This is a genomic window from Rhodococcus indonesiensis (genome assembly GCF_047782815.1).
In the GTDB taxonomy this organism is placed as follows: Bacteria; Actinomycetota; Actinomycetes; order Mycobacteriales; family Mycobacteriaceae; genus Rhodococcus; species Rhodococcus indonesiensis.
This window is the reverse complement of record NZ_CP180630.1, coordinates 4,984,738-5,009,573: the sequence shown is the minus strand read 5'-3', so window position 1 is coordinate 5,009,573 and position 24,836 is coordinate 4,984,738. Positions and strand designations below refer to the sequence as shown.

Below are 24,836 nucleotides of genomic sequence, written 5' to 3'. Positions count from 1 at the left end.
ACCCCCTTGCGCTCTGTGATGGTCCTCACTTACCGTAGGAGCAGCCAATCAATCAAACCATTGATTGATTGATCCCGTCTTCGCACCGAGGTGATCATGTCGCTCGATATCTCTGCACCCGCCGACGGCGTCGCAGCCCGGCCGGCCGGGGCCGACCTGGACGCGGTCCTCGCCCTGGCCCGGCAGCGCCGGCGCCTCTCGCTCGGCTCCGCAGCCGTCCTGCTCGTCGTGTTCATGGGCTACATCGCCCTGACCACGTCGACCACCCTCCTCTCGGGCCGCCTCGGCGGGCTCGGCCTCGCCTACTGGGTCGGCTTCGCCGTCTTCGGGGTGATCCTCGTCGTCGCGCAGGTCTACACCCGCTGGGCACGCCGCATGGACGCGGTCGTCGACGCCCATCTCGCCGCGCTCGAAGGGCGGTGACCGGGATGGGACTGAGCGTCACGATCGTCGTCGCCATCATCGGCGTCACCCTCGGTATCACCTACCTCGCCGCCAAGCGCAACACCTCCACCGACTCGCACTACGTCGCCGAAGGGCAGGTCGGGCCCGTCGGCAACGGCCTCGCCATCTCCGGCGACTACGTCTCGGCCGCTTCGTTTCTCGGCATCACCGGCATGATCGGCATCGCCGGTTTCAGCGGCTTCTACTACGCCACCGCCGTGCCTCTCGCGTACCTGCTGGTACTGCTCATCATCGCCGAACCGCTTCGCAACCTCGGCCGCTTCACCCTCGCCGACGCCGTCGCCGCCCGGTTCGACGGCCGCGGACTGCGCGCCGCCCTCGCCGTCACCACGATCGTCATCTCCGCGATGTACATGGTGATCCAGTTCGTGGGCGCCGGTCTGCTCGTGCAGGCCCTGCTCGGCATCAAATTCTGGGTGGCGGTCGTCGTCCTGGGCATGCTCATGGTCGTCTACACCATGTTCGGCGGCATGCTCGCCACCACGTGGGTGCAGGTTCTCAAGACCGGGCTGCTGCTCACCGGCACCGCACTGATCCTGTTCCTGGTCCTCGCCAAGTACGGTCCGAGTCCCCTGCACGTCGTCGAGTCGTTGCCCGACGCGTCCACGTCCTCGCAGCCGCAGACCACGACCAAGACGTTCGACATCATCTCCCAGCAGCTCGCGCTCGCTCTCGGCGTCATGGGTCTGCCGCACGTGATGGTCCGGTTCCTCACCGTCAAGGACGCCCGTGCCGCACGCAAGTCCGGCGTCGTCGCCCTGTGGATCTTCAGCGGCTTCTACCTCGTGCTGCCCTTCATCGGGTACGGCGCGATCCGGGCCCTGGGCTCCGACACCATCGCCGCGGCGCATCCGCAGGGCAACCTCGCCGTCGTCCAGCTCGCCGGCACCCTCGGTGGTCCCGCCCTCGAAGCGGTGATCATCGGCATCACGCTCGCCACGATCCTCGCGGTCCTCGCCGGCGTCGCCATCGCCACGTCCGGCGCGTTCGCCCACGACCTGTACACCCATGTGATCAAGGGTGGAAAGGCGACGGGGGAGCAGCAATTGAAGGTTGCTCGGCTCTCACTGCTCGGCATCGCCGTCGTCGCCATGTTCCTCGCGCTCGGTGCCAAGGGGTTCAACCTCGGCTTCCTGGCCAACGTCGCGTTCGCCGTCGCCGCGAGCACCAGCCTGCCCGTGCTGCTGCTGAGCATCTACTGGCGCGGCTTCAATCGCGTCGGCGCCACCTGGGCGCTCGTCGGCGGCCTCGCCGTCAGCCTCGGTCTCGTCGCGATCAGCCCCAACATCCTCGGACCCACCGGCCTGATCCACGGAATCGACCCGCTCTTCCCGCTGACCATCCCTGCTCTGGTCTCGGTACCCGCCGGCTTCCTGCTCGCGTACGTCGGCTCGCTCGTCGGGCGGTCCCGTCCGGAGGCGGCCGGCACCGACTTCACCGACATCGAACGCCTGGCCCTCCTCGGCCGCTGACGCGGCCGGAGTGTCCTTCGGGTTGCCCTGGCAGCCCGAAGGACACACCGCCGTGGACGTTACGATTGCCAGGGGATCCGGTAGGGCTCCTGCTCGGCTGCGGGCGCGGAACGCGGCGACTGCGGGAACCACCGGAGCCGGGGGTCCGCCCGCAGTTCGGCCACCTCCGGCGGAACCGGACGTGCCACCATCTCGATCTCGAACCAGTGGCATTGTCCGGCAGCAACTCTCGCCGCGTACCGGCGCAACTCGGGGGACGCGTCCTCACCTGCCGCGAGTTGTTCCAGTAACGTCTCGTCGACCTCGATACGTCGGTCCCGGCCGGCACCGGCGAATCGTTGCGCGCGGATCACCGCGCTGTCGAGGTCCGTCACGGCCCGGTGGATGCGCCGGAGCGGACCGTCGAGGTGCGCGGGCACGTCCCTCACGGCGCATCCGCCCACGGGTCCCCGCCGACCGAATACGCTTCGGTGGGCCTGTTCGTGGGGCCGCTCACGTCTGCGACGCCGGCGAGATCGACGGCCACCGCCGCCCGGTGCCCGGTGCGCTCGTACGCCTCGGTCAGCGGCGCCAGGTCTTGCTCGACCCGCTCCTGCAGGGCGTTCGCCGGCGACGCCAGTGCGTCGAGAAACATCGTCAGCGCGTCCGTGAGTTCCCGGATGCGGGCCACGACGTCGTCGACGAATTCCATAGTGTCCCGGACGATCCTGGCGAGTGTGACGATCTGTACGGCCGTGCCGGCGAACGGAACCTTCTTCAGCGCGAACTTCAGCTTCTGCACCCCGTCGTCGAACGCTACCTCTTCCTCGAGCATCTCCCTCAGCGACCGAACCGCGGTGACGATCCCTTCCCGGATCTTGTCCGCAACCAGGTGGCACGTCTCCTCGATCACTCGTCCGACCGGTCCCTCCCATCGGAGGGCATCGACGATCCGGGCGGCGTAGTCCGTGAAGACCCGCGCAGCCTGCCCGTCCCAGTGGGGATCCAGCGTCCCGACGACGGCGGCGAGGTTCTCACCGCTCGTCTCCACCGCCTCCCCGGCGACGCGGTATACGTTGCCGAGGCGCTCCAGTTTGTTCCAGTTACCGCCCAGCGGTTCGAGCACCTGCGCGATCGGGCTCCACCCGGTCAGCATCTCGATTGTCTTGTCGACGTCGCCGAGCCAGCCGGCCGCCTCCGCGACGACCTCACGGACGTCCTCGTCGGGAGTTTCGGGGTGGGGGAGTTCGATCCTGCGCGCACCCCCGTGCCGCACGGGATCGGGGTACGGTCGCGCCGGCCCTGTGGCCGGTGCCTCGGGACCGTGTGCGTCGATCGATTCCGGAAAGAGGAGGTTGGCGTTGAGCCGTTCGTAGTTGCGTTTCTCCGTGTCGTAGTAGATCCACGCGCAGCGGTTCAATTCGATGCCGGTCTTCAGGCAGAGGTCGGCAAGGACGAAGTATCGAGACTGTGCCGACGGCAGAACCGCCCGGAACCCTTCCTGGATCGTCCGCAACAGTGCACCGTCCAGTGTGACGGTCGGCTCACCGTGGACGGCGAGGTACCGGTTGGCCCACAACACATCGTTGCCGATCTCCTGCGCAGCGACGGCAGCGCCGGCAATCTGATTCGCGGTGGCACTGAACCTCTCGTATGTCTCGGACATCACGACCTCCTCAGCGACTCGACGAGGCCGTCGATGGAGTCGTCGTCGAGCTGGCCGGCCACACCGCGATCCGTCTGCACGACGAAGACCACGACCTCCGCGGAGGCCAGACCGGTGGTGGCCACGAAGTCCCACCGTGCTGCCGGCGGGGCACATTCGTGGACGGGAGGAATGTCGGATACCAGCGCCGTGATCCGGACCGCCGGATTTCCGTCGATGTCGAAATGGACCGGGTCCGAATACTCGACCGTCGGCGACTGTTCCCCGCCGGAGTACATCGACTCGACTGCTCGAACCTCGTGAGCAGCCACGGTCAGCAGGTCACCGGCGGACCGCCCCGTGATACCCACGGACGCCAGCGTGGACGTGTCTTCCGCGGCGCAGTACCCCTTCCCGAGAGAGGACGCCGAACCGATCACCAGCATTCGACCGTCACGGCCCTTCCAACCCATCACGGACTCTCCCCCGAACCAGCCGGGTGGCGTGGTGTACGTGAGTCCGAACTTCGTCGGTACCGGTTGCGGTGCGCCCTCGGGAACGTCGGGCAGGTCCGGCGCCCGCTCCATCGACGGGAATCCCGGTGGCAGTTCACGTCGTGGCGTTGTGGCAGTGGGTGACTCGGTCCGTGACGTCGTGACCGGTGGGGCCCACTCCGGCACCGCCTCCGGAACATCCGGAGCCAGCAGGCTCCCTGCTGCCGATATCCCGCCGATGGCGAGCGCACCCGCCACACACCACAACACGACTTTGCCCAGCTCGAAGACGACGACGCCCCACTTCGACATTTCTCGACCCCCCTTGTCGACAGCGGAACAATACCAGTTGATCTGGTCCACAGGGGTTTCCGTGCTCCGAGGGTGTGGACAACTCGGCCCGCCGGGTGGGCAGCGGCCGTCGGACGTGCGCGAACGGGGGCTGTGTGGTCCGGGGGACCGGTCGATCTCGACCTCACATGCTGTCGAGACGCCACTGTGCGAGCTGGACTGCGTTCGAGACGCATTCGGTCACCACCGCCGACCGTTCGGCGGGGCCGGGTGCCGTGAGTATCTGCAGGCGATCCGCTTCGCCTATCGGAACGAATCGTGCCAGCGCGAACAGCCGCGCGCCGGGCTCGTCGGGCAGTTCGGTGATGCTCGGCGGTTCGATCCGCCCGTTCGACAGCCGGTCGAGCAGACCGTAGAGCCGGCCGAGTCCCACGCTCAGTCCGGCGAAATCCACCGGGCCGGAGTCCGTGTCCGGCCACAGCTCGACCTCTGCGCGCGGATAGGGATCGTCCGGAAGCCAGTTCTTCACCCGGATCCGCTCTTCACCGATGCACTCCAGGACGTATCGACCGTCGTCGAGTTCGGTGTCCATCACAATCCGCGCGACCGTGCCGACGTCGTGGCGAGTCTCGCCGCCCCCCACCTCGTGTCCTCGTTCGATGAGCACGACGCCGAACCGCGGCCCGTCCGGATCTGCGAGGCAGTCCTGGACGAGACGGCGATAGCGCGGTTCGAAGACGTGGAGCGGAAGGGCGTCGCCCGGAAGCAGGACGGTTCCCAGCGGGAACATCGGGAGCACGGGCATCAGGGCAGCCGCAGCCGGGGAATCGGCGGTGCCGGAATCGGCTCGCCGCGTTCGATCTCGGTCAGCAGGTGCTCGGCCCACGCCGCCAGGCCGTCGATGTCCAGCCCGTGCGGCGGCTCGTCCTCGTAGTGGCGGATCCGAGCCTCCCCCTGCCGCAACAACGATGCGGCGCCGACCGGATTGCCCCGCAGCAGGTGCGTCAGTCCCACGGCGAGCTGCGCCAACCCCTGCCACAGGGGCCGCTCCTCGACCGGCGCCGATTTCCACGTGCTCTCCAGCACCTCGTGCGCATGAAACGGATGGCCGTGGTCGAGCAGCCGCTGGGCCTCGGTGATCGCCTCGTCGGGCTCGAGGTTCAGGTCCTCCGGGACCCGCTCGACGCCCTCCTCGCCGTAGGGCAGGGGGCGCCCCAGCGCGTCGCGCGGACGGGCGTTCTGCGGTTTGCCGTCGACGGTTCGATCCCGTTCAGCCATGAACCCAGCGTAAACCGGTATCGCCGACCCGACTCCGCTTCTCGCGGGCCCCGTCGACGGCGACGGCCAGCTCGTCGCGCAGCAGCGCCGGCGTCGCGGGACAGACCTGAGTGCGGCGTCCGGTGCGGAACAGGTACCGCCCGTCGCCCACGACGTCGAACCAACCGAGATCGGTGACCGGCGTGAAGGTCAGACCGTCGGGTGAACACAGCACCCGCAGGTTGCCCGTCCCGGACCGCGGATCGGTCAGCAGCCGTCGCAACCGGACCGCCGGCGGCGCCTGCGCGGTCCGCAGGATCTGCGTCGGGGTCGAGAACTCGGCCACCTCCGCGGTGGGTGCCGACAGCGCCGGCGCCGTGCCTGCAGGCGCGTCGGGCAGACACTGCACGACGGCGTCCGCCAGGGCGTACGCCGCCGAGGTCGTGACGACGAAATCGCCGGCACGTCCCGGTTCCTGTCGCACCAGAACTGCGGCGTCGTGCCTGATGCAGCCCCGAAGCCGCAGCTCGGAGTCGCCCGAGACCTGCCCGTACACCTCGACGGTGATTTCCGCATGCCGCATCGTTGCCATCGCCGCGGTGAGCTGCTCGTCGGGATTCGCGCGCCGCCACCGCTGGGCCGCCTCCATGTTCGCGGCGTGCTCGTCCTCCCACAGTGCGGTCGAGCGGTAGCGCAGGGGAAACGGGATCTCGTCGAGTCCTGTCGCGGTCCACAGCGCGAGGAACCGGTCGGGTGTGAGCCGCCACGTCATGCCGGATCGACCCCCAGCACCGGCGGCGCGGTGAGCGGCATCGGGCCGATCAGCTCGTTCCCGTTGTCGACGCCCACCAGGTAGCTGGGCACCGTGCGAGCGGCCTCGTCGTCACGCGCCGGACGTGCGGGGGCGCCCAGCATGCCCGGGTACATGCCGCTCGCGCGGGCGGAACCGGCGCGGGTGCCGGGACCCGACGTCGCCGAACCGGTCGTTCCGTTCGCCGTCGGCGCACCCCCGACGGGACCGGGTCCGACGAGTCCCGGAGCGCCGGCGCCGCCTGGACCGGCCCCCACGCCGCCACCCCCCGACGTCGCTCCAGCGGGTCCGCCCGGGACTCCGCCGGGGTAGCGCTCCGGGGCCGTGGCCGTGCCGGCCGTCGTCGTCGCCGCCGCCGGGACGGTCGTCGCGGACTCGGCACCATCCGTCGCCGGGCCGCTCGGCGCTGCGGGACGGTCTGTCGCAGGAGCATCGGTGGACGGGGTGCCCGTGGCCGGTCCGCCGTCGCTGTCGGCTCCTGCGGGCTCGGAACCGCCACCTGGGCCGTCCGCGCCGTCCGCGGTGTTCGTGGCGTCCGCGGCGTCCGCGGCGTGCCGGACCGGGCTCGATCCGACCGGTCCCGATCCTGCCGTCGCCTCGTGCGGGGACGGCAGGATCGGGACCGCCGTGCCGGATTCACGGTAGTGCGGGACGTAGAGCGACTCCATGACGCGCACGGCCTCGGTGCGCGCAGCCTCCGCCGCCCGCGCGAACTCCGCCGCGTCCTGGGGCACCACCACGCCCGACGGCAGCGGGATCCGTGCCGGCGGCGGTTGCACATTGGTTCGCACGGCCGTGGCGATCTCCGACGCCGCAGCGAGCTTCGTCGACACCGCCAGCAGGGCCGCCACCAGTTGTTCGGTCGACTTCGCGAAGGAGCGGGTCGCCGCGACGGCCTGCCGCGCCGCCTCACCGTCCCATCCCTCGGCAATCTTCTTGCAGATCATCTGGGTTCCGAAGATGAAGCCGACGCTCATGTCGGTCGCGATCGTGCGCCAACTCTCCGCCAGGCTGCGCATCGCCCCCGGGTCCATTGTCTGCACGTCCCGGTAGATGGCGTCGTGTTCCATGCCGTGGAAGTTCTCGAACACGGTGGCGTAGTCCGGGTCGAAACTGCCGTCGAGCCGTGCCACCAGGCTGGTGTGCCAGTTCGTCAGCGCGTCGACCCGATCCGGTACCGCGGGATCGAGCAGCGGTGCGAGCATCGATTCGATCGGATTCTCGTTGTGCGACAACTTATCCGGCACTTCCACTCACGATTGCGGCCAGCCGCGTCGTGCGTCTTCCGGTGCCGTGTGAATCCTCGACTGACATGCCCATGGAGTCCCCCCGATTCCGTGGTCGTGCGCAGGATGCTAGCGGACCGGGCAGTCTGTGGCGAGTCGTGCCGGTGGTGCCGGGATCGTTCTCCTCCCATCCGCGCGTTCCCCAGTCGTACGCTGCCTCGATTGCGTTCGCGGGTGACTGGCGCCCGCGCGGATACCGCACGACTCGGGAAGCCGTGCGTTCTCCGATCACACCCGACACCGGTTGCGTGCGCGGACGGCCGATCGCCGCGCGAGAACATGCCCCCGCTCATGGACCCCCCGATCCGTCGTGTGGGGGCAGATCCTAGCGGACGGCGCCGACGAGGCGCAGGGCCAGATCGGAATAGAGGTTCGCGATGGCGTGGGGCTCGTTGTAGCGGCCGGAGGGGTACCAACGGCAGATGTCGACGCACAGCGACATCAGGGCCAGGGTGACGCCCTCGGTGTCGGGGACGGTGAACTCACCCGAGGCGACGCCGGCGTCGACGATGGTGCGGACGACCTGCGTGGTGCGTCGGCGCAGACCGGTGATGACGCGGTAGTGCTCCGGGGTGAGGGCGGTCAGCTCGTACTGGACGACGCGGGCGCGGCGATGGTGCTCGGCCTGCCACTCCGCGAACCGGGCGATCACGGTGGACAGGCGCGTCGTGGCGTCCTCGTCGGGCAGGTCTGCGGTGCGCACCACCTCGAGGGCCAGGTCGTGGCCCTCGTAGCTGATCGCGTAGAGCAGTTCTTCCTTGGACTTGTAGTGCGGGTACATCGCGGCCGGGCTCATGTCGAGACGAGCGGCGATCTGCCGGGTGGTGGTGCCGCCGTAGCCGTTCTCGGCGAACACCTCGACGGCTGCCTCACGCAGCCGGGCCGCGGCCTTCGATCCGCTGATCACCGCGTCCCTGGATGTGCTCACGTCGTGCTCCCGTTCCTGCTACGGCCTGGTTGACAAGATAGCGGCCGCGGTTCACTATAAGCGCACGCTTAGAAAATAAGCAGATGCTTACAGATTTGAGGAGCGGTTGATGCGACGCACCCTGTACGGCCCCGATCACGAGGCGTTCCGCGAGTCGGCTCGCGAGTTCGTGAACCGGTTCGTCATGCCCCGTGCGGAGGAGCTCATCGAACGTCACGAGATTCCGCGTGACATCTGGATCGAGGCCGGCAAGGCCGGCTTCCTGGGACTCGAGATCCCGGAGCGCTTCGGTGGCATGGAAGCGAACGACTACCGCTTCAACGCCATCCTCGGTGAAGAGTTCGCCCGCGCGAACATGGCGCTGTCCTCGTCGATGGGGATCCACTCGGACATCACCGTCCCCTACATCGTCCACCTGGGCAACGAGGAGCAGCGCGAGCGCTGGCTGCCGCGCTGCGCCACCGGCGAGCTCATCTGCGCCATCGGCATGACCGAGCCGTCGGGCGGCTCCGACCTCGCCAACCTGAAGACCACCGCCGTGCGCGACGGTGACGACTGGATCCTCAACGGCGCCAAGACGTTCATCACCAACGGCTACAACTGCGACCTCGTCGTCGTCGCGGCTCGCACCGACCCGTCGAAGGGCGCGAAGGGCATCTCCCTGTTCGCCGTCGAGCGCGGGATGGAGGGCTTCGAGAACGGCCGCAAGCTGGACAAGGTCGGCCAGCCCGAGGCCGACACCGCAGAGCTGTTCTTCAAGGACGTTCGCGTCCCGCACGCCAACCTCATCGGCGAGGAGGGCATGGGCTTCATCTCGATGATGAAGATGCTGCCGCAGGAGCGACTCGGCTCCGCGGTCAACAACGTGCACCACGCCAAGCACATCCTGCTCGAGACCATTGAGTACGCGAAGGAGCGCAAGGCGTTCGGCCAGGCCATCGGTGCCATGCAGTACAACAAGTTCCTGCTGGCCGAACTGGTCACCAAGATCGAGGTCGCCGAGGCGTACGTCGACCAGGCCGTCGAGGCACATGCCGACGGCAAGCTCACCGCAGTGGATGCGGCCAAGGCGAAGTGGTGGAGCGCGCAGACGCAGTCCGAGGTCCTGGACGCGTGCGTGCAGATCCACGGTGGCTACGGGTTCATGAACGAGTACCGTGTGGCTCGTGCATGGAAGGACGCCCGCGTCACCAAGATCTGGGCCGGCACCAACGAGATCATGAAGGAACTCATCGGCCGCGATCTGGGCCTGTAGAGACTCGAAGCGTCAACACCGAACAAGGAGCGCGTGATGCCCGAAGCTGTGATTGTCTCCACCGCCCGTTCTCCCATCGGGCGGGCGATGAAGGGGTCGCTCAAGACCGTGCGCCCGGACGACCTGGCCACCCAGATGGTCGCCGCCGCCCTGGCGAAGGTGCCGGATCTGGACCCGACCCAGATCGACGACCTGCTGCTCGGCTGCGGTCAGCCCGCCGGCCAGTCCGGGTTCAACATCGCCCGCGTCGTCGCGGTGCAGTTGGGCTACGACTTCCTGCCCGGCGTCACCGTCAATCGCTACTGCTCGTCGTCGCTGCAGACCACCCGCATGGCACTGCACGCGATCAAGGCCGGCGAGGGCGACGTGTTCGTCTCCGCGGGTGTCGAGTCCGTCTCGAGCTTCGTCACCGGCAACGCCGACGGCCTGCCGAACACCAAGAACCCGCTCTTCGCCGACGCCGAGGCCCGCACCGCCACGCTCGCCGAGGGCGGCACGGCGTGGACCGATCCGCGCAGCGAGGGTCTGCTGCCCGACGTGTACATCGCGATGGGGCAGACCGCGGAGAACGTCGCGTCGATGACCGGCATCTCCCGTGAGGACCAGGACCGGTGGGGTGTGCGGTCGCAGAACCGGGCCGAGGAAGCCATCAAGTCCGGCTTCTTCGAGCGCGAGATCAGCCCCGTCACCCTGGCCGACGGTACCGTCGTCACCACCGACGACGGCCCGCGGCCCGGCACCACCTACGAGGCCGTGAGCCAGCTCAAGCCGGTCTTCCGACCCGACGGCACCATCACCGCGGGCAACGCCTGCCCGCTCAACGACGGCGCCGCGGCCCTGGTGATCATGTCCGACACCAAGGCCAAGGAACTCGGTCTGACCCCGCTGGCGCGGATCGTCTCGACCGGCGTGTCCGGTCTGTCGCCGGAGATCATGGGTCTCGGCCCGATCGAGGCGGTCAAGAAGGCCCTCGCCCACGCCGGCAAGACCATCTCCGACATCGACCTGTTCGAGATCAACGAGGCGTTCGCCGTGCAGGTGCTCGGCTCCGCCCGTGAGCTCGGCATCGACGAGGACAAGCTGAACGTCTCCGGTGGCGCGATCGCCCTCGGTCACCCGTTCGGCATGACCGGCGCGCGAATCACCGCCACGCTGCTCAACAACCTGCAGACCCACGACAAGCAGTTCGGCGTGGAGACCATGTGCGTCGGCGGCGGTCAGGGCATGGCGATGGTGCTCGAGCGCCTGAGCTGATCCCTTCCGACCGGAACGCGAACGAGGCGCGGCCGCGGGCCCGAAAGGGCTTGTGACCGCGCCTTTTTCGAAAACTACATATTGAACTCGAGCGCGAATTCAACTATACAAGTCGCGTAGGTACCAATTTCCGGAGGAGACTACCCCCATGTCCGTACTCGACCAGTTCCGCCTCGACGACCGCGTCGCGATCGTCACCGGCGCCTCCTCCGGCCTCGGCGTCGCCTTCGCCCAGGCCCTCGCCGAGGCCGGTGCCGACGTGGTGCTCGCGGCCCGTCGCGCGGACCGACTCGAACAGACCGCCGAACTCGTCCGTGCGGCAGGCCGTCGCGCGCTGACCGTCGAGACCGACATCGCCGAGCCCGAGCAGGCGCAGCGGATGGTCGACGCCGCGGTCGAGCACTTCGGAAAGGTCGACATCCTCATCAACAACGCCGGTATCGGCACGGCCGTCCCGGCCACCAAGGAGACTCCGGACCAGTTCCGGCGCGTCATCGACATCAACCTGAACGGCTCGTACTGGGCAGCGCAGGCCGTCGGGCGCGTCATGCAGCCGGGCAGCGCCATCGTCAACATCTCCTCCGTCCTGGGCCTCACCACCGCCGGACTGCCGCAGGCCGCCTACGCCGCGAGCAAGGCCGGCGTGATCGGCCTGACCCGCGACCTGGCCCAGCAGTGGGGGGCCCGCAAGGGTATCCGCGTCAACGCCATCGCGCCGGGATTCTTCGCGACCGAGATGACCGACGAATACCAGCCCGGTTACCTCGACAGCATGAAGCCGCGAATTGTTCTGGGCCGCACCGGTGATCCCGCCGAGATCGCTGCCACCGCCGTGTGGCTCACCTCGGCGGCCGCCGGCTACGTCACCGGACAGACGATCGCGGTCGACGGCGGCCTGACCATCAACTGAAGTTTCCAACCACACCGGAGGTAAGCAGTGAGCGAAGCAAGCACCCGCACCGCCATCGTCACCGGCGCCGCGCGCGGCATCGGCGCCGCAGTCGCCAAGCGTCTCGCCGAGGACGGATTCCAGGTCGCGGTTCTGGACCTCGACGAGTCCGCGTGCGCCGACACCGTCTCGGCCATCGAGGCGGCCGGCGGCAAGGCCCTCGCCGTCGGCGCGAACGTCGCCGACGAGCAGTCCGTCGCCGCGGCCGTGGAGAAGGTCGCGAACGGACTGGGCGACCCCACGGTGCTGATCAACAACGCCGGCATCACCCGCGACAACCTGCTGTTCAAGATGACCGTCGACGACTGGGACGCCGTGATGAACGTGCACCTGCGGGGCGCGTTCCTCATGTCCCGTGCGACGCAGAAGTACATGGTGGAAGCCAAGTTCGGTCGCATCGTCAATCTGTCGAGCACCTCCGCGCTGGGCAACCGCGGCCAGGTCAACTACTCCGCGGCCAAGGCCGGCATGCAGGGCTTCACCAAGACCCTCGCGATCGAGCTCGGCAAGTACGGTGTGACCGCCAACGCGATCGCCCCCGGCTTCATCGAGACCGAGATGACCGCGGCGACGGCCGAGCGGGTCGGGATGTCGTTCGAGGACTTCAAGGCCGCCGCGGCCTCGCAGATCCCCGTCGCCCGCACCGGAAAGCCCGAGGACATCGCGCACACCGCGTCGTTCCTCGCGAGCGAGGGCGCGGGCTTCGTCTCCGGCCAGGTCATCTACGTCGCCGGTGGTCCGAAGGACTGACAACGAGGACCGAACCACGACGACGCCGTGCGTCCTTCCCCCCTGCGGGAGGACGCACGGCGTCGTCGTCTGTACGGTCGTTACGACTGCCGGGCCGCCTGCCGGCGGTGCAGGAGCCAGCACGCGCCCGCGATCGTGGCCGTGAGGGCGCCGGTCGCGACGAGCTGGGTGCGCGCGGCCGAGTCGAACAGTGCCAGCACGGCGATGCCGGCGAGCAGTCCGAGCGTCGCGTACGACAGGTACGGGAAGCCCCACATCTTCAGCGGCAGAGCATCTTCGGTGCCGTCGCGACGTGCCCGCTTACGCAGCACCAGGTGCGAGACCGCCACGAACGTCCACAGCACGAGGATGGTCGAGCCGACCGCGTTGAGAAGCAGCGGCAGGACCTTGTCGGGACGCACGTAGTTGAGTGCGACGGTGACGAATCCGAACGCCACCGAGGCCAGGACCGCGTTGCGGGGCACGCCGTTGGCGGCCACCCGGCCGAACACCGGGTACGCCGAACCGCGCTGCGAGAGCGAGTAGATCATCCGTGAGGCGCTGAAGAGCATCGCGTTGAGCGAGGACAGCAGCGCCACCACGACGATCACGGTCATCACCGCGGCCGCCCCCGGCACCGAGCCGGCGTTCAGCACCGCGACGAACGGCCCCGTGACGAGATCCTCGGACGTCCACGGCAGCACCGTCACCATGATCAGCACCGAGCCGATGTAGAAGACCAGGATGCGCCAGATCAGCGTGCGCACAGCGCGGCCGACGTTGCGGCGCGGATCCGAGGTCTCGGCGGCTGCGATCGCGATGATCTCGGTGCCGCCGAACGCGAACACCACGATGAGCAGGCCGGCGGCGATGCCGGCGATACCGGTGGGGGCGAAGCCTCCGTGTGCGGTCAGGTTTGCGAACCCGGTGCTGTCGAAGGCCGGCACCCACCCGGCGATCATCGCGACGCCGATCGCAAGGAAGGCGACGATGGCGACGATCTTCAGTGCCGCGAACCAGAATTCGACCTCACCGAACCGGCGCACGCCGACGAGGTTCACGCCGGTGAGGGCGACCATGAAGAACAGGGCCGCGGCCCACTGCGGGATCCCGGGGATCGAGGCGGCGGTGATGGCGGCGGCGCCGGTGGCCTCCGCCGCGATCACGATGACCACCTGGATCCAGTACAGCCAGCCGATGGTGCGACCGGCGACGGAACCGAGGGCGTTCTCCGCGTGCACCGAGAACGCACCGCTGGCGGGGTTCGCGGCCGCCATCTCGCCCATCATCCGCATGATGAGGACCACGAGGGCGGCGGCGGCGAGGAACGAGACGAGGATGGCCGGGCCGGCGACCGCGATACCGGCGCCGGAGCCGACGAACAGACCCGCACCGATCGCGCCGCCGAGGCTCATCATCACCAGCTGCCGCGGTCGCATCGCCTGGTGCAGCATTGCCCGCGGTGCGGGCGCGGTCGTGGTGACCGGTGGAGTGGCCAAGGTATCAGTCATCGATGCGCTCCCCGGCCGGCACCAGCTGGTCGAGGGCGATCTCGAACGCCGTGGCCGCGACGCCCGTATGGTCGGCGCTGCGATCGTGGCAACGCTGCAGCGCACCGGCGACGGTGTCGGAGACGTCACCGAAGATCGCGGCGTCGGAAACCTCGACGTCGCCCTCCATGAGCTGCGCGAAGGCGCGGGCCATGCCGCTGTTGGCGATGAAGTCGGGGATCACCGAGACGGACTTGTCGGCGTGCTCGTAGGTGGGACCGTAGAAGATCTCGTCGTCGGCGAAGGGGACGTTCGCTCCGCTGGCGATCACCTCGAGCCCCGCCGCAACCATACGGTCGACCTGCTCACGGGTGACCAGCCGGGACGCGGCGCACGGGAGGAAGACCTCGGCACCGAGGTCCCAGATCGCGTCGTGCACCTCGGTGAACGGGCGCATCCGGTCGCTGCGGAGCGCGTTGCCGTCCTTGGTCAGCAGCAGGGTGCGCACCTCGTCGAAGTCGAGCCCGTCCGTGTCGAGGATGCCGCCGTCGCGGTCGATGATGCCGACGACGCGGGCGCCGGCCTGCGCCAGGTAGTAGGCCGCGGCCGCACCGACGTTGCCCCAGCCCTGGACGATCACGCGCTTACCGGCGAGCTCGCGGTTGCCGGCCGCGTCCCCGTAGATGCGGTAGTGGTGGCGTACCGACTCGGCGACGCCCCAACCGGTGATGAGATCGGCCACCGTGTACTTCGCGTCGGGGGCGGGGGTGAAGCGGGTGTCCTCGACGACCTTGGCCACACCGAGCCGCAGCTGCCCGACCCGCTGGATGCGCTCGCGCTCGTCCGCGGCGAAGTGCCCGTTGACGACGCCCTCCTGGGGGTGCCACAGACCGTTGCTCTCGGTGAGCGGCACGACCTCGGTCATCTCGTCGACGTTCAGGTCGCCGCCGGTGCCGTAGTAGGCGCGCAGCAGCGGCGCGACGGCCGCGAACCAGCGGCGCAGCACCCCGTCCTTGCGGGGGTCGGACGGATCGAAGTCGATGCCGGACTTGGCGCCGCCGATGGCCGGGCCGGAGACGGTGAACTTGACCTCCATCGTCTTGGCCAGGGACTCGACCTCGCGGCGGTCGAGGCCGCGGCGCATGCGGGTGCCGCCGCCGGCCGCTCCGCCGCGCAGGGAGTTGATGACGACCCAGCCGCGGGCAGTGGTCTCGGTGTCGTGCCACTCGAAGACGATCTCGGGGGCCTTGTCCTCGAAACGGGTCAGCAGGTTCTTCATGTCTTCTCTCGGGAGTCGGGACGGTGCGGTGCCCGGTGCGGGCGAATGAAGAAGACTGTGACCGTGGTTACAAAGGGCGCGCAAGTGCGGCCTGCGCTACTGGTCAGCCTGAAGAGCTGTAGTGCAGCGGGCCGCTGATTTTCTGTGCAGTGTGCAGAGCTGACTCGCCGTTTTCGGCGGGGGCGGGCTGGTGGTCCGGTTTTCAGCTCTACCGGCGGTAGGCGGGCGCTTTGGCAGTTCTGCCCGGTTGGAGCGTGCGCAGTAGCGGCATGGCCCGGTAGCGGACCACCTCCGACAACACCATGACGCTGGTCGACCGGGCGACGATCGACGAGCGGTTCAGTTCGATCAGCGTCTGCTGCAGCCCGAGGTGGGAGTCCGCGGCGATCCGGCACAGGATGTCGCCGGCGCCGGTCGTCGCGAACGCCTCGAGTACCCCCGGAATCGCTTCCAGCACATCGGTTATCGCTTCGAGCGCGCCCTGGACGATCTCCATCGTCACGAACGCCTGGACCTCGAATCCGGCGGCCGCCAGGTTCAGGCGCGGTTCGTAGCCGGCGATGACGCCGGACTCTTCGAGCCGGCGCAGCCGTGCCGAGACCGTCGCGCGCGCCACCCGTAGCCGCCGGGACAACTCCAGCGCGCCGATCTTCGGATCGGTGTGCAGCGTCTCCAGGAGCGCGAAATCCAACTCGTCCAGCTGCACGGCGTCACGCATAGCCGTTCCTTCCGAAGAGGCGGCGGAAACTGTGCCGATTGTATAGCGGCACGCCCGGCTTCCCTCGTTTTCCAGTCAGGTCGGCCAGCTGGAAAGGGGGAGATTGCGCTGCCCTCGCGACGGGTTTTTCCTGGTGACACACGACACACCGATGGCGCCGCGTCCGGCGGCAGGAGGAATCGCCATGACTCTCGAGTTCACCCTTACCGACAGCGAGAAGCTCGCCCAGCTGAACGCCGAGGAACTGCGGCAGCTCGTCGGCCTCGTCGAGTACGACGCCGAGCGGGACCCGTTCCCTGTCAGTGGCTGGGATGCGGTGGTCTGGGTAGTGGGTAACGCCACGCAGACCGCGCACTACTACCAGTCCGCGTTCGGAATGGAACTGATCGCCTACTCCGGTCCCACCACCGGCAACCGCGACCACCACGCCTACGTCCTGCGGAGCGGGGCGGTGCGGTTCGTCGTCAAGGGTGCGGTGGATCCGGACAGCCCGCTCGTCGAACATCACCGCCGGCACGGCGACGGGGTCGTCGACATCGCGCTGCAGGTGCCCGACGTCGACAAGTGCGTCGCGCACGCCCGGGCCCAGGGCGCGACGGTGCTCGAAGAGCCGTACGAGATCAGCGACGAGCACGGCACGGTCCGTCTCGCCGCGATCGCCACCTACGGCGAGACCCGGCACACCCTCGTCGACCGCTCGCGGTACTCCGGCACGTATCTGCCCGGCTACGTGGACAAGTCGTCGACCTACCGCAAGCGCGACGGCGCTCCCAAGCGGATCTTCCAGGCGCTCGACCACGTGGTCGGCAACGTCGAACTCGGCCACATGGACGAGTGGGTCGACTTCTACAACCGCGTCATGGGATTCACCAACATGGCCGAGTTCATCGGCGACGACATCGCCACCGACTACTCGGCCCTGATGAGCAAGGTGGTCTGCAACGGCAACCACCGCGTCAAGTTCCCGCTCAACGAGCCGGCCGTGGCGAAGAAGCGCTCGCAGATCGACGAGTACCTCGACTTCTACCGCGGTCCCGGCGCGCAGCACCTGGCGCTGGCCACCAACGACATCCTCACCGCCGTCGACCGGCTCCGCGAGGAGGGTGTGGAGTTCCTCGCCACCCCGGACGCCTACTACGAGGACCCCGAGCTGCGGGCGCGGATCGGCGAGGTGCGGGTGCCGATCGAGGAGCTGCAGAAGCGCGGCATCCTCGTCGACCGCGACGAGGACGGCTACCTGCTGCAGATCTTCACCAAGCCGATCACCGACCGGCCCACCGTCTTCTTCGAACTGATCGAACGGCACGGTTCGCTCGGCTTCGGCAAGGGCAACTTCAAGGCCCTGTTCGAGGCGATCGAGCGGGAGCAGGAAGCGCGCGGCAACTTCTGACCACTTCCGCGCTGCGGGATCAGGCGTTCCGGACGACCTGGTCCCGCAGCGCGTTCTCGGTTCGCCGCACGATCGTGCCCACCAGGGGCTCGATGAGCAGCCCGGCCGCACGCCCGGCCAGACCGCCGGGCAGCTGGTAGCCGAAGTCGACGGCGAGCCGCATGTCGCCGTCGCCCAGGTCGTCGAACTGCCACGCCGACCGGGTGCGGAACCCGGAGATCGAGCTCAGCACGATCCGGTGGTCGTCCTCCCATTCGACGATCTCGAGCCGGGAATCGAAGGTGGCCGGCCCGATCCGCATGCTCGCGTCGAACACCGCGCCCACACCGCGGACCTGCTTGCCCACGGGCTCGAAGCGGGTGACTCCGAACATCCACTCCGGGACCGTGCGGTGGTCGGCGACATACGCGAAGGCGGTGTCGAGTTCGACGTGCGCCACCCCGTCGTGGCGCACGTGGATCATGTGACGGTCGTCGGGCATCGGGCACCTCCGCCGGGAACCTAGCGGACTTGCTCGCGCCTTCGGAATCCGCCCGTGCCACAGGGCGGGCGAATTCCGGACGAGCGGGCGAATTTTCCTGTTCGCAGACAGCGCGCGCTGCTCAGAGAGTGTTGTGGAACCCGCGCTGTCAGTCGGTGAGGTCCTCTGCTAGCCGGCGTGCCGCTTCGGCTTCGATCGGACCGCGGGGCTCGATGTCTTCGCCGGCCAGGCGGGCCGCCATGAGCCTGATCATCGCGACCTGGATCATGGCCTCGGCATGTGCCGTCTTGCGTTCGTAGTCCCGTGCCAACCGTCTACACCTCGTCAACCATCCGAAGGTCCTCTCGACCACCCACCGCCGGGGCAGCACCTGGAAGCCTTTCACGTCCGCGTTGCGAGGTACCACCACGACCTCGAGATTCTCGGTGCGGGCCGCCCAGTCGACCAGGCCCGCATCGACCGAGTTGACGTACCCGCCGTCGACCCACACCAGCCCCAAGCCGGGGAACCGGGTCCGGGCCCCGGCCAGCACCAGCCGGGCCCCGGCCCGGTCCTGCACCGACGCCGAGTGCACCAGCCCGACCAACATCAACCCGAGGGTGTCGACCAGCAGATGACGCTTGCGGCCCCGGACGCGTTTGCCGGCGTCGTAGCCGATCTGCTCGCCGCCCTCGCTGCTGCGCACCGACTGCGAGTCCAGCACCGCCGCCGATGGCTGCGGATCACGTCCGTCGTTGGCACGCAACCGATCTCGCAGGGTGTCGTGGATGCGCGCCCAGGTGCCGTCCGCGCTCCAGGCGGCGAAGATCCGGTAGGCGGTGCTCCACGGGGCCAGATCGTGCGGGACCAGCCGCCAGGCGCAGCCGGTGGCCAGCACGTACAAGATCGTGTCGACGACCAGTCGGCGCGGGTGCACCGGCGGCCGGCCCCCGAGCCGCGGACTCGGTCGAGGCAGCAGCGGTTCGATCACCGCCCACTGCGCATCGGTCAGCGACGAGTCGTAGGCGGGCTTGCACACACACGGACACACGTACCGAGACGATCATCGATCACGTTCGGATACCACGGCCGACACGCCGCGTCCGCACAGGGTTCCACAACACTCTCTCAGGCGACGCGGCCGAGATTCGAGCGCAGCGCCTGTTCCGTCTGGCGGATCGCGGTACTCACCACCGGTTCGACGAGCTTGCCCAGTGCCCGTCCGGCCAGCCCGCCGGGGAGCTGGTAAGCGAAGTCGACATCGAGGCGGACCCGGCCGTCGCCGAGATCGGCGAGTTCCCACCACGAAGAGGTGCGGAACCCGGCGATGGAGTCGAGGACGATCCTGCGGTCGAGTTCCCAGTCGACGATCGCCAGGCGTGAATCGAGGCCCTTCGGGCCGATCTGCATGGTGACGTCGAAGATTGCGCCGATGCCGTTGACCTGCGATCCCACCGGTTCGAAGCGGTGGACGCCGTACATCCATTCGGGGACCGTGCGGTGGTCGTCGAGGTAGGCGAACGCCACGTCGACGGGGACCTCCGCGACGGCGCTGTGACGGATGTGGATCATCTGTACCTCCGTGGGGACATTTCTGTTACCCAAAGTATCAGGTAACTCGCGTCCTGGGGAGATCCTCAAAGCGGTCCGTTCGGACGCTCGTCCTGCTCTACTCATGGTGACACAGTTCACAGTGGATCCGGTGGGAGGGTTCGTGAAGACCAAGGCTGCGGTGATCAAGGGGCTCAATCAACCGTGGGAGATCGAGGAGATCGACCTGGGCGATCCGGTCGCCGGCGAAGTACAGGTGCGTCTGGCTGCGTCCGGACTGTGCCATTCCGACGAACATCTGCGCACCGGCGCGACGCCGATGGCGTCCTTCCCCATCCTCGGCGGGCACGAGGGTGCCGGCGTGGTCACCAAGGTCGGACCGGGCGTGACCAATATTCGAGAAGGCGACCATGTGGTGCTCGCCTTCATCCCGGCCTGCGGACGGTGCCGCGCGTGCGCGAAGGGCCTGCAGAACATCTGCGACGAGGGGGCGAACCTCCTCACCGGGCAGGCGATCGCCGACAAGACCCACCGGGTGACGCTCAACGGTGACCCGGTGATCCAGATGTGCCTGCTCGGCACGTTCGCGCCGTACGTCACCGTGCACGAGGCGTCGGTCATCAAGATCGAGGACGACATCCCGCTCGACAAGGCCGCCCTGCTCGGCTGTGGCGTCGCCACGGGCTGGGGCTCCGCGACCGCGATCGGCGGCACCAAGGTGGGTGACTCCGTCGTCGTGATCGGCATCGGCGGCGTGGGCATCAATGCGGTGCAGGGTGCTGCGCACGCGGGTGCCCGGCACGTCGTGGCCGTCGATCCGGTGGAGTTCAAGCGGGATCAGGCCAAGAAGTTCGGGGCGACCCACACCTTCGCCTCGATCGAGGAGGCGCTCCCGGTGATCGGCGAGATCACCTGGGGTGCGATGGCCGACGTCACGATCATCACCGTCGGCGAGATCCACGGCGACATCATCGCCCCGTCCATGGCGCTGACGGGCAAGGGCGGTCAGGTGGTCGTGGTCGGCATGGGTAGCGCCGCCGACACCCAGGTCACGCTGAGCCTGTTCGAGCTGACCCTGCTGCAGAAGCGGCTGCAGGGTGCGATCTTCGGTGGCGTCGGTCCGCGATCGCAGATCCCGAAGCTGCTCGACCTGTACCGGAGTGGACAGCTCGAACTCGACAAGCTGGTCACCAAGACGTACCGGCTCGAGGAGATCAACGAGGGCTACGCCGACATGCACGAGGGTCGGAACCTGCGCGGCATGGTGCTCTACGGCGACGACGACTACTGACGAGAGCGAATACCGGCACCTCGCTCCGTGGCCGGCCGGCGGTGACGTTCGGCCGGCCCCGCAGGGTCGCCTACGGTGATGCCATGGAAACGCGTGAGGAAGCCGTCGAACCGGGGACATGGCGGCAGTACGGGCCGTCGACCCTGCCCAAGCCGCTCGAGGCTGCCCTCGAGGCGTTCGCCGAGCGGGGTTACGACGGCACCTCGATCCGGGAGGTCGCCGCCCGGGCCGGGTTGTCGGTTCCGGGTCTGTATCACCACTATCCGTCCAAGCAGGCGCTGCTGGTGTCGTTGACGACGCTGGTGATGCGTGATCTGCTCGACCGGAGCAGACAAGCCCTCGAGGAGGCGGGACCGACACCATCCGAGCGGTTCGACGCCGTCGTCGAGTCGCTGCTGCGGTACCACATGTTCCGGCGCAACCAGGCGTTCGTCGCCTCCACCGAGATGCGCAGCATGGAACCGGGCAACCGGAAGGCCTACATCGCGTTGCGCGACGAGCAGCAGCGAATGCTCGACGAGATCGTCCGGGACGGGGTGGCGAGCGGCGAGTTCGGTACCGAGTTCCCGGAGGATGCGAGCCGGGCAGTGACGACCATGTGCGTGGCGGTCGCCTCGTGGTACCGGCCGGACGGACCGCTGTCTCCCGACGAGGTCGTCCGCCGCTACCTCGCCATTGCGCGCTGCGCCGTAGGCGCTCGGTAGGCACGGCGCCGTAGGCGCTCGGTAGGCACGGCGCCGTAGGCGCTCGGTAGGGCGCCCTGGGTTGACCGCGCGGGGTGGGGTATGTCACGGTTGAGGCAACCGAGCGATCGATCGGTCGGGGTGAGGAGGAGGAATCGCGATGGCTGTCGATCTGTCGTACCCGGAACACGTCCAGGCGCTGGTGGCGAAGACCGAGGAGTTCGTCCGGGAGCACGTGCTGCCCGTCGAGGACGCCCACAACGGTGACATCACCGCCGCCGGGGGTGACGACCTGCGCGTGAAGCTGCAGCAGGCGGCCAAGGAGGCCGGTGTCTTCGCGCCGCACGCGCCCGTCGAGTACGGCGGCCACGGCCTCGGCATGGTCGACCGCGCCCCGGTGTTCGAGGCGGCCGGGTACTCGCTGTTCGGGCCGATCGCACTCAACATCGCCGCGCCCGACGAGGGCAACGTGCACATGCTCGCGCACATCGCCAGCCCGGAGCAGAAGGAGCAGTTCCTCGCGCCGCTCGCCCACGGCGACGTGCGGTCCGGCTTCGCGATGACCGAACCGGCCCCCGGCGCCGGATCCGATCCCAACGCCCTGACCACCCGCGCCGAGAAGGCCCCCGGCGGCTGGAAGATCAACGGCCGCAAGTACTTCATCACCGGCGCCGACGGCGCAGGGTTCTTCATCATCATGGCCCGCACCTCCGGCGAACCCGGGCAGCGCGGCGGGGCGACGATGTTCCTCGCGCCCGCGGACGCTCCCGGCCTGACCGTCGGCCGGCACATCGACACCATCGACCGCGCGATGATCGGGGGCCACTGCGAGGTCTTCTTCGAGGACCTGTTCGTGCCGGACTCCGCCGTCCTCGGCGAGGTCGACCAAGGCTTCGCCTACGCGCAGGTGCGGCTCGGGCCCGCCCGCATGACGCACGTGATGCGCTGGCTCGGCGCCGCCCGTCGCGGCCACGACATCGCCGTCGCCCGCGTCGCCGAACGCGAAGGATTCGGGAGCAAACTCGGCGACCTCGGCATGATCCAGAAGATGGTCGCGGACAACGAGATCGACATCGCCGCCACCCGCGCCCTGCTGACGCAGGCGTGCTGGGAACTCGACCAGGGCTCCCACGCGTCGAACTCCACGTCCATCGCCAAGACCTTCGCTGCCGAGGCGGTGTTCCGGATCGTCGACCGCTCGATGCAGATGTGCGGCGGGCTCGGTGTCTCCGCCGACCTGCCCGTCGCGCGCCTGGCCCGCGAGGTCCGCCCGTTCCGCATCTACGACGGACCGTCCGAAGTGCATCGCTGGGCGATCGCCAAGCGGGCCGTCGGCGCCGCGAAGAAGGCCGCCGCCGCGAAGGAGGGCCGGGCATGAAGACCGCACAGCACGAGGGACTCGACCTGGGGGCCCTGCAACGCTACCTGGAGGACTCGGGCATCGCCCTCGACGGCGAACTGCGCGCCGATCTCATCTCCGGTGGCAAGTCGAACCTGACGTACGCGATCTCCGACGGCACGTCGCGGTGGGTGCTGCGGCGGCCGCCGACGGCGGGACTCACCCCGTCCGCCCACGACGTCGCCCGCGAATTCCGCATCACCTCGGCGCTCCAGGGCTGCGGTGTGCCGGTCGCCCGCACGGTCGCCCTGTGCGAGGACGACTCCGTGATGGGCGCCCCGTTCACCGTCGTCGAGCACGTCACCGGGCGGGTGATCCGCACGACCGACGACCTCGCCACCCTGAGTGACACCGAGATCGAAGCGTGCACCGGCGAACTCGTCCGTGTGCTCGCCACCCTGCACTCGGTGGACTACGAAGCCGTCGGTCTCGGGAACCTCGGTCGCCCCGACGGGTACGTCGCGCGTCAGGTCAAGCTGTGGGCCGGTCAGTGGGGCCGGGTCAAGACCCGCGACCTCGACGACCTCGACCGCCTGCACGCCGCTCTCGCCGACTCGATTCCGGCATCGTCCGCGGCGTCGATCGTGCACGGCGACTACCGCATCGACAACACGATCCTCGATCCCGGCGACGCGGGAAAGATTGCGGCGGTGGTGGATTGGGAGCTGTCGACGCTCGGCGACCCGCTCACCGACGTCGCCCTGATGTGCGTGTACCGCAACCCCGCGCTCGACCAGGTGCTCGGCGAGTCCGCCGCATGGACCAGCCCGCGCCTGCCGTCGGCCGACGACCTCGCCCAGCGCTACGCGGTCGCGACCGGGCGCGAGCTCGCCCACTGGGAGTTCTACATGGGACTGGCGAACTTCAAGCTCGCCGTCATCGCCGAGGGCATCAACCACCGCTGGCGCGTCGGCGCGACCGTCGGCGACGGCTTCGACAAGGCGGGGGAGGCCGTACCGGTCTTCGCAGCCGCCGGACTCGCCGCACTGCGGGGAGGCGTCGCATGACAACCGATCTCGCCAACCCCAGTGCGCTCGTCACGGGCGCGTCCCGTGGCATCGGGCTCGGTGTCGCCACCCGCCTCGCGCAGCAGGGCTACGGTCTGACACTCACCGCGCGCGACGAGGCCCGGCTCGACGCGGTCGCGTCCGACCTTCGCGACGCGGGCGCGCCCGAGGTGCGCGTCGTCGCCGCCGACCTCGGCGATCCCGAAACCGCGAGCCGCGTCGTCGCGGCACACGAGGAGACGTTCGGCAGCATGCGAGCGCTCGTCCTCAACGCGGGCGTCGGCACCGCCGGCACCATCGCCGAGTTCCCGATGCGGCGGTTCGGCAAGACGGTGTCGGTGAACTTCGAGACTCCGTTCGCGTTCGTCCAGTCGGCACTGCCGCTGCTGCGCAAGGCCGCATCGGCCGCTCCGCGTCGTGGGGCGAAAGTGGTTGCGCTGTCGTCGATCACCGGCGTGTATGCCGAGGCCGGCCTGGCCGTGTACGGGGCGACGAAGGCGGCGCTGATCTCGCTCGTGGAGACGCTCAACGCCGAGGAGTCCGGCAACGGCATCAGCGCGTCCGCGATCGCGCCCGCCTACGTCGACACCGACATGTCCGACTGGATCAAGGACCGCATCCCCGCCGAGGAGATGCTCGAGGTGAACGACGTCGTCGAACTCGTCGACGCGGTGCTGCGGCTGTCGTCGCGCGCGGTGCTGCCGCGCCTGGTGCTCAGCCGCGCCGGGACGGACGCCTACCGGGCGTGAGCAC

26 protein-coding genes are annotated in these 24,836 nt (G+C 68.9%); 12 read left to right on the top strand and 14 right to left on the bottom strand.

Translation table 11 applies throughout. The features are described from left to right. The first annotated feature begins 96 nt into the window (after positions 1-96). Positions 97-423 (top strand): DUF485 domain-containing protein, encoded by a 327-nt coding sequence (locus tag ACM26Y_RS22960; protein WP_054372125.1) that lies wholly within the window; start codon positions 97-99, stop codon positions 421-423. A 5-nt stretch (positions 424-428) separates the two neighbouring features. Further along, entirely contained in the window at positions 429-1,937 is a 1,509-nt protein-coding gene (locus ACM26Y_RS22955; RefSeq protein ID WP_289377422.1) for a cation acetate symporter, read from the top strand. 59 nt (positions 1,938-1,996) lie between these two features. Here the strand turns inward: ACM26Y_RS22955 and ACM26Y_RS22950 are convergent, their stop codons facing one another. From ACM26Y_RS22950 to ACM26Y_RS22915, 8 genes are all read right to left on the bottom strand, one after another. Continuing rightward, complete coding sequence (locus ACM26Y_RS22950; RefSeq protein ID WP_289377423.1) at positions 1,997-2,365, bottom strand: hypothetical protein; 369 nt, start codon at positions 2,363-2,365, stop codon at positions 1,997-1,999. Beyond that, positions 2,362-3,582 carry a hypothetical protein gene (locus tag ACM26Y_RS22945; RefSeq protein WP_416062064.1) on the bottom strand — a complete coding sequence of 407 codons (1,221 nt, stop codon included), beginning with the start codon at positions 3,580-3,582 and terminating at the stop codon, positions 2,362-2,364. The genes ACM26Y_RS22950 and ACM26Y_RS22945 overlap by 4 nt, the downstream gene beginning before the upstream one ends. Continuing rightward, positions 3,582-4,367, bottom strand: a complete 786-nt coding sequence (locus ACM26Y_RS22940) for a hypothetical protein (RefSeq protein WP_289377425.1) — start codon at positions 4,365-4,367, stop codon at positions 3,582-3,584. The genes ACM26Y_RS22945 and ACM26Y_RS22940 overlap by 1 nt, the downstream gene beginning before the upstream one ends. A 163-nt stretch (positions 4,368-4,530) precedes the next feature. Further along, positions 4,531-5,151 carry an LON peptidase substrate-binding domain-containing protein gene (locus ACM26Y_RS22935; protein ID WP_289377426.1) on the bottom strand — a complete coding sequence of 207 codons (621 nt, stop codon included), beginning with the start codon at positions 5,149-5,151 and terminating at the stop codon, positions 4,531-4,533. Continuing rightward, positions 5,151-5,624 (bottom strand): DUF309 domain-containing protein, encoded by a 474-nt coding sequence (locus ACM26Y_RS22930; protein ID WP_289377427.1) that lies wholly within the window; start codon positions 5,622-5,624, stop codon positions 5,151-5,153. Before ACM26Y_RS22930 ends, ACM26Y_RS22935 begins: the two co-directional genes overlap by 1 nt. Next, positions 5,617-6,375: an ESX secretion-associated protein EspG gene (locus tag ACM26Y_RS22925; protein ID WP_416062063.1), complete on the bottom strand. Its 759-nt coding sequence runs from the start codon at positions 6,373-6,375 to the stop codon at positions 5,617-5,619. Before ACM26Y_RS22925 ends, ACM26Y_RS22930 begins: the two co-directional genes overlap by 8 nt. Then, the gene (locus ACM26Y_RS22920) at positions 6,372-7,661 is read right to left on the bottom strand and encodes a WXG100 family type VII secretion target (protein WP_416062062.1); all 1,290 of its coding nucleotides are present in this window, start codon (positions 7,659-7,661) and stop codon (positions 6,372-6,374) included. Before ACM26Y_RS22920 ends, ACM26Y_RS22925 begins: the two co-directional genes overlap by 4 nt. Before the next feature lie 364 nt (positions 7,662-8,025). Further along, the gene (locus ACM26Y_RS22915; RefSeq protein ID WP_010595708.1) at positions 8,026-8,628 is read right to left on the bottom strand and encodes a TetR/AcrR family transcriptional regulator; all 603 of its coding nucleotides are present in this window, start codon (positions 8,626-8,628) and stop codon (positions 8,026-8,028) included. A gap of 109 nt (positions 8,629-8,737) precedes the next feature. Here ACM26Y_RS22915 and ACM26Y_RS22910 point away from each other — a divergent pair, with 109 nt between their 5' ends. From ACM26Y_RS22910 to fabG, 4 genes are all read left to right on the top strand, one after another. Continuing rightward, positions 8,738-9,883, top strand: a complete 1,146-nt coding sequence (locus ACM26Y_RS22910) for an acyl-CoA dehydrogenase family protein (protein WP_003934461.1) — start codon at positions 8,738-8,740, stop codon at positions 9,881-9,883. A 36-nt stretch (positions 9,884-9,919) separates the two neighbouring features. Continuing rightward, entirely contained in the window at positions 9,920-11,137 is a 1,218-nt protein-coding gene (locus ACM26Y_RS22905) for an acetyl-CoA C-acetyltransferase (RefSeq protein ID WP_289377431.1), read from the top strand. Between the two features lie 148 nt (positions 11,138-11,285). Further along, on the top strand, positions 11,286-12,047 hold the full coding sequence (locus ACM26Y_RS22900) for an SDR family NAD(P)-dependent oxidoreductase (RefSeq protein ID WP_003934459.1): 762 nt from the start codon (positions 11,286-11,288) through the stop codon (positions 12,045-12,047). Positions 12,048-12,074: 27 nt separating this feature from the next. Then, positions 12,075-12,836: a 3-oxoacyl-ACP reductase FabG gene (gene fabG, locus ACM26Y_RS22895; RefSeq protein ID WP_416062061.1), complete on the top strand. Its 762-nt coding sequence runs from the start codon at positions 12,075-12,077 to the stop codon at positions 12,834-12,836. An 80-nt stretch (positions 12,837-12,916) separates the two neighbouring features. On the opposite strand, the gene ACM26Y_RS22890 is transcribed toward fabG, so the two are convergent. From ACM26Y_RS22890 to ACM26Y_RS22880, 3 genes are all read right to left on the bottom strand, one after another. Beyond that, a complete protein-coding gene (locus ACM26Y_RS22890; RefSeq protein ID WP_416062060.1) occupies positions 12,917-14,326 on the bottom strand; it encodes an amino acid permease in 1,410 nt (469 codons plus the stop codon). Beyond that, a complete protein-coding gene (locus ACM26Y_RS22885) occupies positions 14,319-15,584 on the bottom strand; it encodes a Glu/Leu/Phe/Val dehydrogenase dimerization domain-containing protein (RefSeq protein WP_416062059.1) in 1,266 nt (421 codons plus the stop codon). Before ACM26Y_RS22885 ends, ACM26Y_RS22890 begins: the two co-directional genes overlap by 8 nt. 208 nt (positions 15,585-15,792) lie before the next feature. Next, positions 15,793-16,302: an Lrp/AsnC family transcriptional regulator gene (locus tag ACM26Y_RS22880; RefSeq protein ID WP_003934455.1), complete on the bottom strand. Its 510-nt coding sequence runs from the start codon at positions 16,300-16,302 to the stop codon at positions 15,793-15,795. 184 nt (positions 16,303-16,486) lie between these two features. On the opposite strand from ACM26Y_RS22880, the gene hppD reads away from it, so the two are divergent. After that, positions 16,487-17,692, top strand: coding sequence for a 4-hydroxyphenylpyruvate dioxygenase (gene hppD, locus ACM26Y_RS22875; RefSeq protein WP_003934454.1), 1,206 nt, complete (start codon positions 16,487-16,489; stop codon positions 17,690-17,692). A 19-nt stretch (positions 17,693-17,711) separates the two neighbouring features. Here the strand turns inward: hppD and ACM26Y_RS22870 are convergent, their stop codons facing one another. From ACM26Y_RS22870 to ACM26Y_RS22860, 3 genes are all read right to left on the bottom strand, one after another. Next, positions 17,712-18,155 carry an SRPBCC family protein gene (locus tag ACM26Y_RS22870; RefSeq protein ID WP_416063738.1) on the bottom strand — a complete coding sequence of 148 codons (444 nt, stop codon included), beginning with the start codon at positions 18,153-18,155 and terminating at the stop codon, positions 17,712-17,714. Between the two features lie 166 nt (positions 18,156-18,321). Further along, positions 18,322-19,191 carry an IS5 family transposase gene (locus tag ACM26Y_RS22865; protein WP_235431173.1) on the bottom strand — a complete coding sequence of 290 codons (870 nt, stop codon included), beginning with the start codon at positions 19,189-19,191 and terminating at the stop codon, positions 18,322-18,324. Between the two features lie 89 nt (positions 19,192-19,280). After that, positions 19,281-19,724: an SRPBCC family protein gene (locus ACM26Y_RS22860; protein WP_416062058.1), complete on the bottom strand. Its 444-nt coding sequence runs from the start codon at positions 19,722-19,724 to the stop codon at positions 19,281-19,283. Between the two features lie 142 nt (positions 19,725-19,866). Here ACM26Y_RS22860 and ACM26Y_RS22855 point away from each other — a divergent pair, with 142 nt between their 5' ends. From ACM26Y_RS22855 to ACM26Y_RS22835, 5 genes are all read left to right on the top strand, one after another. Continuing rightward, complete coding sequence (locus ACM26Y_RS22855) at positions 19,867-20,994, top strand: NDMA-dependent alcohol dehydrogenase (protein ID WP_416063737.1); 1,128 nt, start codon at positions 19,867-19,869, stop codon at positions 20,992-20,994. An 83-nt stretch (positions 20,995-21,077) separates the two neighbouring features. Beyond that, positions 21,078-21,698, top strand: a complete 621-nt coding sequence (locus tag ACM26Y_RS22850; RefSeq protein WP_416062057.1) for a TetR/AcrR family transcriptional regulator — start codon at positions 21,078-21,080, stop codon at positions 21,696-21,698. 139 nt (positions 21,699-21,837) lie between these two features. Then, on the top strand, positions 21,838-23,055 hold the full coding sequence (locus ACM26Y_RS22845) for an acyl-CoA dehydrogenase family protein (protein ID WP_289377434.1): 1,218 nt from the start codon (positions 21,838-21,840) through the stop codon (positions 23,053-23,055). Then, complete coding sequence (locus ACM26Y_RS22840) at positions 23,052-24,083, top strand: phosphotransferase family protein (RefSeq protein WP_416062056.1); 1,032 nt, start codon at positions 23,052-23,054, stop codon at positions 24,081-24,083. The genes ACM26Y_RS22845 and ACM26Y_RS22840 overlap by 4 nt, the downstream gene beginning before the upstream one ends. Beyond that, entirely contained in the window at positions 24,080-24,832 is a 753-nt protein-coding gene (locus ACM26Y_RS22835; protein WP_003934447.1) for an SDR family NAD(P)-dependent oxidoreductase, read from the top strand. The genes ACM26Y_RS22840 and ACM26Y_RS22835 overlap by 4 nt, the downstream gene beginning before the upstream one ends. The last annotated feature ends 4 nt before the right edge of the window (positions 24,833-24,836 follow it).